The organism is Pseudomonas sp. DTU12.3 (assembly GCF_004124275.1).
In the GTDB taxonomy this organism is placed as follows: Bacteria; Pseudomonadota; Gammaproteobacteria; order Pseudomonadales; family Pseudomonadaceae; genus Aquipseudomonas; species Aquipseudomonas helmanticensis.
Window position 1 is genome coordinate 5,675,867 of record NZ_CP027218.1, and the last position, 12,445, is coordinate 5,688,311.

The following is a 12,445-nucleotide window of genomic DNA, read 5'->3' on the forward strand; positions in this document are numbered from 1 at the left end:
GGGGGAAATCGCACTCTTTAGGTGATTGAGCGGGGATGGTTGGGCTTGGGGTTCAGGCTCGGCTGTAGATTGCGGCCCCTCACCCCAGCCCTCTCCCGAGGGAGAGGGAGCCGATCTACGTTGCTTTCAAATCCGCAGTTCGGCTCGATAAATCAGGTCGACGTAAATTGCCGCATCAACTCGATCAGTCCCCTCTCCCTCTGGTAGAGGGAGCCGGTCTCGGTGCTTTCAAATCCTGAGTTCGGCTCAATATTTCAGGTCGACGTAGATCTGTAGACCGACTCGGTCAGTCCCCTCTCCCTTTGGGAGAGGGAGCCGGTCTCGGCGCTTTCAAATCCTGAGTTCGGCTCAATATTTCAGGTCGACGTAGATCTGTAGACCGACTCGGTCAGTCCCCTCTCCCTTTGGGAGAGGGCTAGGGTGAGGGCCTTCTAACTGGCTCGCCGCTCAATCCCATGCTTACGCAGCTTCCTGTAAAGAGTATTGCGGCTGACACCCAGTTGCTGCGCCGTATGGGTCATGTGCCAGCGAGTTTGCTCCAGCACATTGAGCAAAGCCGACCGTTCGGCATCTTCCAGCGGATGATCGGACTCCTTAACCGCAAATACTGCCGGACTCCCCTGCCGAATCATCACCGGCAAATCCTCAATCCCGATCCGCCCCTCATCACACAACGCCGCCAGCGTGCGCAGGACATTACGCAACTGCCGCACATTCCCTGGCCAGTTGAACGCCAGCAACGCCTGACGTGCCGGCTCTTCGATGAGGATCGTTTCACCGCCCGCCTCTTCAGCCAGCAGGAAATCCAGCAGCTGCGATTTATCACTGCGCTCGCGCAATGCCGGCAACGCCACTTCCAGGCCATTCAAGCGGTAATACAAATCCTCACGGAAGCTGCCGTCGGCGACCCGCTCCAGCAGATTGCGGTGCGTGGCACTGATGATCCGCACGTTGACCGACTCAGGCTCGCCGCCGATCGGTACCACTTGCCGATCCTCCAGCACTCGCAACAATCTGGTCTGCAAGGCCAGTGGCATATCACCGATTTCATCGAGGAACAACGTGCCGCCATCGGCCTGCTGCAACTTGCCGCGCATGCCGTCCTTTCTTGCACCGGTGAAACTGCCGCCGCGATAGCCGAACAGTTCACTCTCGATCAGGCTCTCCGGGATGGCCGCGCAGTTGAGGGCGACAAAGGCTCTGCCCGAACGCTGGCTAGCCTGATGCACGGCCTTGGCGAAGGCTTCCTTACCGGAGCCGGTTTCGCCGTTGATCAGCAGCGGCACATCGCGTTCGAACACACGCAACGACTTGCGGAAGTCGGCCTGCAACGCCTCATCACCAAGGCAAATGCCCGACAGGCGCGGAGCCTCAACCATAACTGGCGCAGGCATGCTCGGCGCCGGTTTACGCGACTCCCCTCGCAGCACGGCAAACAAATGCCGGCCGTCGCGCGTGCGCAGCGGCCAACTGGCGCTGGCATTGGCACTCGCGCGGCCAAGTAGCTCATCCAGCGAACAATCGAAAAACGCCTCGACCGGTTTCCCAAGCAAACCACCGCGAATATGCCCGAGCAGGTTCAGCGCACTCTGATTGACCGCACTGATCCGCCCTTCCCCGTCAAACGCCAGCAGCCCCTCGCTGAACAGGCCGACGGACTCGGCCTGCAAGTGGAAACGCAGCAACCATTGGTTATCGAAGCAACGCAGGAAATAGCAGCTCTCGATCATCTTCGCCGACAGATTGACCAGCGCCATGGTGTGGAACTGACTCTGCCGCGAAACGTCGTGCCGCGCGGAGGACACGTCGAGCACCGCCAGCAGTTCGCCATGTGGGTCGAACACCGGGCTCGCCGAGCAGGTCAGGCCGGTGTGGCGACCGCGAAAGTGTTCGTCCTGATGGATGGTCAGCGCCTGGCGCTCGACCAGGCAGGTGCCGATGCCGTTGGTGCCTTCGCAGGCCTCGCTCCAGTCCGCCCCGAGCCAGAGGCCGGCGCGTTCGAATATCTTGCGTTCGGCGGGCGCGGTGACGCAGTTGAGGATCACCCCGCGCGCGTCGGTCAGCAGCACCGCATGGCCGGCGCCGGAGAGTTGTTGATGCAGGCTGCTCATTTCATTGCCAGCGATCTGCAGGACTTGTTGCAGACGTTCGCGGCTTTCCAGTACACGACCGTGTTCAAGCACGGTCGGCGCCATGGTCAGCGCCGGGTCGAGGTGATAGTCCTCAAGACAGCGCAGCCACGAGCGGGCAATCGACGGATCGGCACCCGGCCCGTGCATGTGCGGCTTGCCCTGGGTCGCGGTGAGAACCTGTTGGGCATGGCGACTCAAATGGTTGTCGTGCATTTCTTATTGTTCTCCATATTCCCCGTGTAGGAGCTGCCGAAGGCTGCGATCTTTTGATCTTGTATTTTTGAAGATCAAGATCAAAAGATCGCAGCCTGCGGCAGCTCCTACAGGGGTTGCTGTGGGTTGAGGATCCTCCAGGTAAATGTGGATTGCAATGCTGGCGGGGCCGGTCGGTCACTGGCTGTGCCGGAAGCGGTACAGACTGTCACCCCGTCTGTACCGAAACCATCACAGGCACAATCCGCTCGTCCGACAAAAACCCGCCAAGCCCTTGATTTACCTGAGCTGCACGGCAGTGGCCCGGCCTTTGCTCTACGCTTATAGCAAGCGCACTTGCGCGTTTCTCTAATAAGTACAAAGCCAAGGAGAACAACATCATGCGTTACGCTCACCCCGGTACTGAAGGCGCCAAAGTCTCGTTCAAGAGCAAGTACGGTAACTACATCGGCGGCGAGTTCGTCGCGCCTGTCAAAGGTCAGTACTTCACCAACACCTCGCCAGTGAATGGCCAACCGATTGCCGAATTCCCGCGTTCCACAGCCGAAGACATCGACAAGGCACTGGACGCCGCTCACGCCGCAGCCGATGCATGGGGTTCGACCTCCGTGCAGGCGCGTTCGCTGATCCTGCTGAAAATCGCCGACCGCATCGAACAGAACCTCGAACTGCTGGCGATCACCGAAACCTGGGACAACGGCAAAGCCATCCGCGAAACCCTCAACGCCGACATCCCGCTGGCGGCCGACCACTTCCGCTACTTCGCGGGTTGCCTGCGCGCCCAGGAAGGCAGCGCTGCCGAAATCGACGGCAACACCGTGGCGTATCACATTCATGAACCGCTGGGCGTGGTCGGTCAGATCATCCCGTGGAACTTCCCGATCCTGATGGCCGCGTGGAAACTCGCGCCAGCACTGGCCGCTGGCAACTGCGTGGTGCTCAAGCCTGCCGAGCAAACCCCGCTGGGCATTACCGTGTTGCTGGAACTGATCGGCGACCTGCTGCCACCCGGCGTGCTGAACATTGTTCAGGGTTATGGAAAAGAAGCCGGCGAAGCGCTGGCCACCAGCAAACGCATTGCCAAGATCGCCTTCACCGGCTCGACTCCGGTCGGCTCGCACATCATGAAATGCGCGGCCGAGAACATCATTCCGTCGACCGTGGAACTGGGCGGCAAATCGCCGAACATCTTCTTCGAAGACATCATGCAGGCCGAACCGACTTTCATTGAGAAAGCTGCTGAAGGTCTGGTGCTGGCGTTCTTCAACCAAGGCGAAGTCTGTACCTGCCCATCGCGTGCACTGGTGCAGGAATCGATCTACGACGAGTTCATGGCCGTCGTCATGAAGAAAGTCCTGCAAATCAAACGCGGCGATCCGCTGGACACCGACACCATGGTCGGCGCGCAGGCATCCGAACAGCAATTCGACAAGATTCTTTCCTACCTGGAAATTGCCAAGGGCGAAGGCGCCGAACTGCTGACTGGCGGCAAAGTGGAAAAACTCGAGGGCAACCTGTCGACCGGCTATTACATCCAGCCGACCCTGCTCAAGGGCACCAACAAGATGCGCGTGTTCCAGGAAGAAATCTTCGGGCCGGTGGTGAGCATCACTACGTTCAAGGATGAAGCCGAAGCGCTGGCGATCGCCAACGACACCGAGTTCGGCCTCGGTGCCGGTCTGTGGACCCGCGACATCAACCGCGCTTATCGCATGGGCCGCGCGATCAAGGCCGGTCGCGTGTGGACCAACTGCTACCACCTGTACCCGGCGCATGCTGCGTTTGGCGGGTACAAGAAGTCTGGCGTTGGCCGTGAAACCCACAAAATGATGCTCGATCACTATCAGCAGACCAAAAACCTGCTGGTGAGCTACGACATCAATCCGTTGGGCTTCTTCTAAAACCCTTGGGCGACTCAGATATTTCTGAGTCGCCCGTTCAATCGCTTTCGCGAGCAGGCTCGCTCCCACAAGGGAGTTGTGCCGCACCAAATACACAGGCTCGCCACAAATCCACTGTGGGAGCGAGCCTGCTCGCGAAGGCGTCCTGACTGACACACCACAAAAGGCCTGGCCGCTCTGGCACGGCCCTTGCGTACCCGTCATCCAGCATTTGCACTGAAACTGCCGCTGCGTGAACAGCACCCATCCACCTCAACCGCCATACCCGAAAGTCCAACAAATCGAACAATAAAAAAGACAGCGAGGACTTATGACTTCCACCACACAGCTCAAACCCACACTCGGCACCCTGCATCTATGGGGCATAGCCGTCGGCCTGGTGATTTCCGGCGAATACTTCGGCTGGAGTTACGGCTGGGGCACCGCAGGCACCCTGGGTTTTCTGGTCACGGCGCTGATGGTCGCGACCATGTACACCTGCTTTATCTTCAGTTTCACCGAATTGACTACCGCGATTCCTCACGCCGGCGGGCCGTTTGCCTACAGCCGGCGGGCGTTCGGCGAGAAAGGCGGATTGATCGCCGGCATCGCCACGCTGATCGAGTTCGTCTTTGCGCCACCGGCCATCGCCATGGCCATCGGCGCCTACCTGAATGTGCAATATCCTGAGCTTGATCCGAAGATCGCCGCCGTCGGCGCGTACTTCGTCTTCATGACGCTGAACATCCTCGGTGTGAGCATTGCGGCGACCTTCGAATTGGTGGTCACCGTGCTCGCCGTCGCCGAGTTGCTGGTGTTCATGGGCGTGGTCGCGCCGGGCTTCAGCTTCAGCAATTTCGTACTCAACGGCTGGTCGGGTTCGAATGAATTCAGCATGGCCTCGATCCCCGGGATCTTCGCGGCGATACCATTCGCGATCTGGTTCTTCCTCGCCATCGAAGGCGCAGCGATGGCGGCCGAAGAGGCGAAAGATCCGAAACGGACGATTCCCAAGGCTTACGTCAGCGGCATTCTGACCCTGGTGTTTCTGGCGATCGGCGTGATGGTCATGGCCGGCGGCGTCGGCGACTGGCGTCAACTGTCGAACATCAACGATCCGCTGCCGCAAGCCATGAAAGCCGTGGTCGGCAACAATTCATCGTGGATGCACATGCTGGTGTGGATCGGCCTGTTCGGGCTGGTGGCGAGTTTCCACGGGATCATCCTCGGCTACTCGCGACAGTTCTTCGCCCTCGCCCGCGCCGGTTATCTGCCGAAAGGTTTGGCCAAACTCTCGCGCTTCCAGACCCCGCACCGGGCGATTCTGGCCGGTGGCGTGATCGGCATCGCGGCAATCTACAGCGACGGTCTGGTCAATCTGCAAGGCATGACCCTGACCGCAGCGATGATCACCATGTCGGTGTTCGGCGCGATCGTGATGTACATCATCAGCATGCTCAGCCTGTTCAAACTGCGCAAAACCGAGCCGAACCTGGAGCGCACCTTCCGTGCGCCGGGCTATCCGGTGGTGCCGGCGATCGCGCTGTTCCTGGCGGTGGTGTGCCTGATCGCGATGGCGTGGTTCAACACGCTGATCGGCTGCGTGTTCCTCGGTTTCATGGCCGCCGGTTACCTGTATTTCCAGCTGACCGCCAAGCAACGCGCCGATGCACCGGCAGACGCTATGCTCGAAGGTATCTAACTGCCATATAAAAGTGCACAGCGCCCCTTCAGGCACTGTGCTGGAACCCTGTAGGAGCTGCCGCAGGCTGCGATCTTTTGATCTTGTTTTTAGAAAATCAGAGTCAAAAGATCGCAGCCTTCGGCAGCTCCTACAGGGGGATTATTGTTTAGAGGAGGATATTGTGGCCGCATTCGCCCATTCCGTCGGCGCTCAGACTTATCGCTTCGACAGCCTCAAAGAGGTCATGGCCAAGGCCAGCCCTGCGCGTTCGGGGGATTTTCTCGCCGGCGTCGCCGCGCTCAACGACGGCGAGCGCGTCGCCGCGCAAATGGCGCTGGCCGACATCCCGCTTACGCATTTCCTGCAGGAAGCGCTGATTCCCTATGAGTGCGATGAAGTCACCCGACTGATCATCGACACCCACGACAAACAGGCGTTTGCCGTGGTCAGCCACCTCACCGTCGGCGGTTTTCGCGACTGGCTGCTCAGCGACGCTGCCGATGAAAGCAGCCTGCGTAATCTCGCCCCCGGCCTGACCCCGGAAATGGTCGCCGCCGTGTCGAAGGTCATGCGCGTGCAGGATCTGGTGTTGGTCGCGCAGAAGATTCGCGTGGTGACGAAATTTCGCGGCACCCTCGGCCTGCGCGGGCGACTGTCGACCCGCCTGCAACCGAACCACCCGACCGACGAGCCTTCCGGCATCGCCGCGAGCATTCTTGACGGTCTGCTCTACGGTAATGGCGACGCGATGATCGGCATCAACCCGGCCACCGACAGCATCGCTTCGATCTGCGCGATGCTGGAGATGCTCGACGCGATCATCCAGCGCTACGACATCCCGACCCAAGCCTGCGTGCTGACCCACGTCACCACCTCCATTGAGGCGATCAATCGTGGCGTGCCGCTGGATCTGGTGTTTCAGTCCATCGCCGGCACCGAGGCGGCCAACGCCAGTTTCGGCATCAACCTCAACGTGTTGCAGGAAGGCTATGACGCCGGCCTGAGCCTGAATCGCGGCACGCTCGGGCAGAACCTGATGTATTTCGAAACCGGTCAGGGCAGCGCCTTGTCAGCCAACGCCCACCATGGCGTCGACCAACAGACCTGCGAGACACGAGCCTACGCGGTGGCGCGACATTTCAAGCCGTTCCTGGTGAACACCGTCGTAGGATTTATCGGCCCGGAGTACCTCTACAACGGCAAACAAATCATCCGCGCCGGCCTCGAAGACCATTTCTGCGGCAAGTTGCTCGGCGTGCCGATGGGCTGCGACATCTGCTACACCAACCACGCCGAAGCCGATCAGGACGACATGGACACCCTGCTGACGCTGTTGGGTGTCGCCGGAATCAACTTCATTATGGGCATCCCCGGCTCCGACGACATCATGCTCAATTACCAGACCACCTCGTTTCACGACGCGTTGTATGCGCGCCAGACCCTCGGCCTGAAACCGGCGCCGGAGTTTGAACAATGGCTGGCCAACATGGGCATCTTCACGCAGGCCGACGGCAAGGTCCGTTTCGGCAACAATCTGCCACCGGCCTTCCGCCAGGCACTGGCGCAACTGGGATGAGTGACATGGAAAAACCGCCCATCGATCCGCAAAATCCTTGGCTGGAGCTGCGCCGCCTGACCCCGGCGCGGATCGCCCTCGGCCGCACCGGCACCAGCCTGCCAACCCGCGCGCAACTGGATTTCCAGTTTGCCCATGCGCAAGCACGCGATGCGGTGCACCTGCCTTTCGACCATGCAGCACTTGCTACGCAACTGAACGAACGCGGGCGCGAGAGCCTGCTGCTGCACAGTGCGGCGCTGGATCGCAACAGCTACCTGCAACGCCCGGATCTGGGACGCAAACTGAGCGATGACTCGGCGCAAAGCCTGCGTGATTACGCGGCGGCGCATCCCGGCGGCGTAGATCTGGCCATTGTCGTCGCGGACGGTTTGTCGGCGCTGGCGGTGCATCGGCATACCTTGCCGTTTCTTACCCGACTGGAAGAACAGATGAGCAGCGATGGCTGGTCGATCGCGCCCGTCGTGCTGGTGGAACAGGGTCGCGTCGCCGTCGGTGACGAAATTGGCCAATTGCTCGGCGCGAAAATGCTGGTGATGCTGATCGGCGAACGCCCCGGCCTCAGTTCGCCAGACAGCCTGGGTTTATATTTCACCTACAATCCAAAGGTCGGACTGACCGATGCCTACCGCAATTGCATCTCCAACGTGCGGCTCGAAGGCTTGAGCTACGGCATGGCGGCGCATCGCTTGCTGTACCTGATGCGGGAAGCCTGTCGGCGCCAGTTGTCGGGGGTCAATCTGAAGGACGAAGCACAGGTTCACACACTGGAGTCGGAAACCGGCGTGGACATGAAAGGAAACTTCCTACTCGGTCCGTCCGCAACCTGAACCGTTTCCGCATTGCGTTTCTGCGCCGGTTTCAGGCAGGATCGATGCACGGCCGCCAGGGTTTCCCAATCGCCGTCAGAGCAGTTGAAGACAGCCACTTGAAGACGAGACCTATCATGCGGATTATTCAAGCGACCCTCGAACATCTGGATTTGTTGACTCCGTTGTTCGTCAGATATCGCGAGTTCTACGGTTCCCTGCCTTATCCGGACTCCTCCCGCGCGTTTCTCGAAAAACGCCTGCGGCGCAAGGAATCGGTGATTTATCTGGCCCTGGCCGATGATGACGACAAGAAGCTGATGGGCTTCTGTCAGTTGTATCCAAGCTTTTCCTCGTTGTCGCTCAAGCGCGTGTGGATCCTCAACGACATCTATGTCGCCGAAGATGCCCGCCGCCAACTGGTCGCCGACAACCTGATCCGCACCGCGAAGAAAATGGCCAAGGAAACCCAGGCCGTGCGCATGCGCGTCTCCACCAGCAGCAATAACGAAGTCGCGCAGAAAACCTATGAGTCCATCGGATTCAAGGAAGACACCGAGTTCAAGAACTACGTGCTGCCGATCAGCGACGAACTCTGAAAATCAGAAGATCGCAGCCTGTAGGAGCTGCCGAAGGCTGCGATCTTTTCGCCTCACCCATCCCTGCTGTGTCCCTGACAAATTTTCACGCCCGACATCCCCCGCTACAAAACCAACACGCTTTTCATCTCTCAAACCGTATAATCCCGAGCTTTCCGGCTTGTAAGAAAAACTACACCTGGCTGTAGGCTTACACCCGATCCACCCGCACAGACCCGCTGAGTCGGGCCGTCACCACAGGTGCCCCCATGGATTTCAACCCGCTCGACCTTATCCTGCATCTCGACGTCTACCTCGATCTGCTGGTGAACAACTACGGGCCATGGATCTACGCCATCCTGTTTCTGGTGATTTTCTGCGAAACCGGTCTGGTGGTGATGCCGTTCCTGCCGGGTGATTCGCTGTTGTTCATCGCCGGTGCCGTGGCGGCGGGCGGCGGAATGGACCCGGTATTGCTAGGTGGCCTGCTGATGCTCGCGGCGATACTCGGCGACAGCACCAACTACGTGATCGGACGAACGGCGGGCGAACGCTTGTTCAGCAACCCGAACTCGAAAATCTTCCGCCGCGACTATCTGCAGAAAACTCACGACTTCTATGACAAGCACGGTGGCAAAACCGTGACCCTGGCGCGTTTCCTGCCGATCATTCGTACCTTTGCCCCGTTCGTCGCCGGCGTGGCGAAGATGCCGTATCCGCGTTTCTTCGGCTTCAGCGTACTTGGCACGATCCTCTGGGTCGGCGGTCTGGTGACATTGGGCTACTTCTTCGGCAACGTACCGTTCATCAAGAAAAACCTGTCGTTGCTGGTCGTGGCAATCATCCTGCTGTCGCTGGTGCCGATGATCCTCGGCGTGGTTCGCAGCCGTTTCGGCGGCACCAAAGCGCAATCGCACTAAGCCCGTGTGGTCGCTGAGCGCCTGGCGCCGCCGGCGCATCCTCGCGAAGCACCCGATTGCCGACGACCTGTGGCAACGGGTGCGCCATCACCTGAGTTTTCTCGACGGCATCAGCAGCGCTGAAGACCAGTGGCTGCGCGAGGCCTGCGTATTATTTCTCGAAGAAAAACACCTGACTGCCCTGCCCGGCGTCGAACTGCACCAGGAGCAACGCCTGTTACTCGCGGCGCAAGCGCAATTGCCACTGCTCAATCTGGGCGATTTGAACTGGTATCAGGGCTTTCACGAGATCGTCCTCTATCCCGATGACTTCCTCAGCCCGCAGCGCCATCGCGATGCCAGCGGCGTCGAACACGAGTGGGACGGCGAGCACAGCGGCGAGGCCTGGCAGCAGGGGCCGATCATTCTTGCCTGGCCCGGCGTCATGGCCAGTGGTGGCTGGGAAGGTTACAACCTGGTGATCCACGAGCTGGCGCACAAACTCGACATGCTCAACGGTGACGCCAACGGCCTGCCGCCGCTGCACACTGACATGCGCGTCAGCGACTGGGCCGAAGTCATGCAAAACGCCTACGACGACCTCAACCGCCAGCTCGACCGCAATCCCGACGCCGAAACCGCCATCGACCCCTACGCCGCCGAAAACCCCGCCGAGTTCTTCGCTGTCACCAGCGAATACTTCTTCAGCGCCCCGGATCTGCTCGACGAGGCTTATCCACAGGTCTATGCGCAGCTCAGGCTTTTCTACCGTCAGGATCCGTTGGGCAGATTGCGGCAACTTCAGGCCACAGACCCGGTCTATCAGGCGCACGACTGAGCGCTGCGCGACTTTCGCTGCATGGCGTCGACGGCAGAATATGCCTATAATCGCCGCCACTTTTTGGTCAATCCGGCCAAGTGTTTTTGGTCAACTACGGGGGCAACGCCCAATGAGCTACAGCAAGATTCCGGCTGGCAAAGACCTGCCGAACGACATCTACGTCGCGATCGAGATCCCGGCCAACCACGCGCCGATCAAATACGAAATCGACAAAGACAGCGATTGCCTGTTCGTTGACCGTTTCATGGCCACCCCAATGTTCTACCCGGCCAACTACGGTTACATCCCGAACACCCTGGCTGACGACGGTGATCCCCTCGACGTGCTGGTTGTGACCCCTTACCCGGTTGCTCCAGGCTCGGTGATCCGCGCGCGTCCAGTCGGCATCCTGAACATGACCGACGACGGCGGCGGCGATGCCAAAGTCATCGCAGTCCCACACGACAAGCTGTCCCAGCTGTACGTCGACGTGAAGGAATACACCGACCTGCCGCCACTGCTGATCCAGCAGATCGAGCACTTCTTCGCGAACTACAAAGATCTCGAAAAAGGCAAATGGGTCAAGATCGAAGGCTGGGCCGGTGCAGACGCCGCCCGCGACGCGATCACCAAGTCGGTTGCTGCCTACAAAGGCTGATAACCTGCGACCTGCGTGATGCTTGAAGAAAACCCCGGTTACACGGGGTTTTTTGTGCGCGAGAACCTGCGCATTAAACGGATCGTTTAAATTCTGCACGACGCAGTTTTAACCTGTTTAATTTCCTACAAGAACGTCTTACATCCCGTCGCAAAATTCAGCCCGTTTTTGAACGCCCGGTTTATTCAAACCGCTCTGGCACGGCCGTAGACTCTGTGTTTATGAGAACGAACACTAGCGGTCCAAGATTCAAGGCACTCCTGGAAGCAGCGAACATCACCACCACGGGTTTCGCAAAGTTCTGGGGCACGGAAGCCCAAAATGTCCACAACTGGTACACCCGGGGCGTCCCGGCGTATCGCATGGAAGAAGTCTCACGCCTGCTGTCCGTCAACAGCGAATGGCTGAAAACCGGCGAAGGCAGCAAAGAATCGCCAAGCCTCAACGCGCCCGCCAGCAACGGCGACACCTTCGACGCCCACGCCATTCGCGGCGTCTACACGGTCATCGATCCCAACGACATCAATCTGGTGTTCTTCAAGGAAACCCCGCTCAGCAACGGCTCGGGCAAAACACACGTCATCCAGGACCCTGACCAGTCGATCCGCCTGCTGCGCAGCCACCTCGATCAACTCGAAGTCAGACACGCCGACGCCATCTGCGCCCACATGATCGGCAACAGCATGGCCGAACGCATCGAAGACGGCTCCGTCGTCGCCATCGACCGAGGCCTGACACAAGTCGTCGACGGCGAAATCTACGCCATCGAACACGACGGCATGCTGCGCATCAAATACCTGCACCGCATGCCCGGCAACGGCTTGCGACTGCGCAGCCACAACAGCGCCGAATACCCGGACGAAGTCTTCCGCTCAGCACAGATCGAGGAACAAAGGATTCACATACTGGGCTGGGTGTTCTGGTGGTCGACCGTGGGCAAGCGCCGGCCGGTCGTGCCGTTTCTCTAGGACGCAGCCCTGTCTCCCAGGCAAACATCAATCCCTGTGGGACCGGGCTTGCCCGCGAAGAGGCCCGGACAATCGGTACAAATCCAGAATTTGTTCTACTGCAATCGCTCTAAACCGCACTTGAGGCTGGGAATCCATAGCAAAACTCAGTATCCTGCGCCCCACATTTGCGCATCGACCCGCCCAGCGGCTCAGACAGCGCACGACGCGGCAGACCAACGTCTGACC

General features: G+C 59.6%; 10 protein-coding genes. 9 read left to right on the forward strand and 1 reads right to left on the reverse strand.

Features of this window, described 5'->3' with window-relative positions; translation table 11 throughout:
- Positions 1–431: 431 nt before the first annotated feature.
- Positions 432–2,345 (reverse strand): sigma-54-dependent Fis family transcriptional regulator, encoded by a 1,914-nt coding sequence (locus tag C2E19_RS26100; RefSeq protein ID WP_129395680.1) that lies wholly within the window; start codon positions 2,343–2,345, stop codon positions 432–434.
- A 380-nt stretch (positions 2,346–2,725) separates the two neighbouring features.
- On the opposite strand from C2E19_RS26100, the gene C2E19_RS26105 reads away from it, so the two are divergent.
- From C2E19_RS26105 to C2E19_RS26145, 9 genes are all read left to right on the forward strand, one after another.
- Entirely contained in the window at positions 2,726–4,246 is a 1,521-nt protein-coding gene (locus C2E19_RS26105; protein WP_008083670.1) for an aldehyde dehydrogenase family protein, read from the forward strand.
- A gap of 310 nt (positions 4,247–4,556) precedes the next feature.
- Positions 4,557–5,927 carry an ethanolamine permease gene (gene eat / locus C2E19_RS26110; RefSeq protein ID WP_129395681.1) on the forward strand — a complete coding sequence of 457 codons (1,371 nt, stop codon included), beginning with the start codon at positions 4,557–4,559 and terminating at the stop codon, positions 5,925–5,927.
- 163 nt (positions 5,928–6,090) lie between these two features.
- Entirely contained in the window at positions 6,091–7,485 is a 1,395-nt protein-coding gene (locus C2E19_RS26115; protein WP_129395682.1) for an ethanolamine ammonia-lyase subunit EutB, read from the forward strand.
- Entirely contained in the window at positions 7,482–8,315 is an 834-nt protein-coding gene (gene eutC / locus C2E19_RS26120) for an ethanolamine ammonia-lyase subunit EutC (protein ID WP_372238453.1), read from the forward strand. Before C2E19_RS26115 ends, eutC begins: the two co-directional genes overlap by 4 nt.
- 116 nt (positions 8,316–8,431) lie before the next feature.
- On the forward strand, positions 8,432–8,893 hold the full coding sequence (locus C2E19_RS26125; RefSeq protein ID WP_129395684.1) for an N-acetyltransferase: 462 nt from the start codon (positions 8,432–8,434) through the stop codon (positions 8,891–8,893).
- 248 nt (positions 8,894–9,141) lie between these two features.
- A complete protein-coding gene (locus C2E19_RS26130; protein ID WP_127929924.1) occupies positions 9,142–9,792 on the forward strand; it encodes a DedA family protein in 651 nt (216 codons plus the stop codon).
- A 4-nt stretch (positions 9,793–9,796) separates the two neighbouring features.
- Positions 9,797–10,609: a zinc-dependent peptidase gene (locus tag C2E19_RS26135; protein ID WP_129395685.1), complete on the forward strand. Its 813-nt coding sequence runs from the start codon at positions 9,797–9,799 to the stop codon at positions 10,607–10,609.
- Positions 10,610–10,721: 112 nt separating this feature from the next.
- The gene (gene ppa, locus C2E19_RS26140; RefSeq protein ID WP_008052339.1) at positions 10,722–11,249 is read left to right on the forward strand and encodes an inorganic diphosphatase; all 528 of its coding nucleotides are present in this window, start codon (positions 10,722–10,724) and stop codon (positions 11,247–11,249) included.
- A gap of 221 nt (positions 11,250–11,470) precedes the next feature.
- On the forward strand, positions 11,471–12,217 hold the full coding sequence (locus tag C2E19_RS26145; protein WP_129395686.1) for a helix-turn-helix transcriptional regulator: 747 nt from the start codon (positions 11,471–11,473) through the stop codon (positions 12,215–12,217).
- Positions 12,218–12,445: the final 228 nt, after the last annotated feature.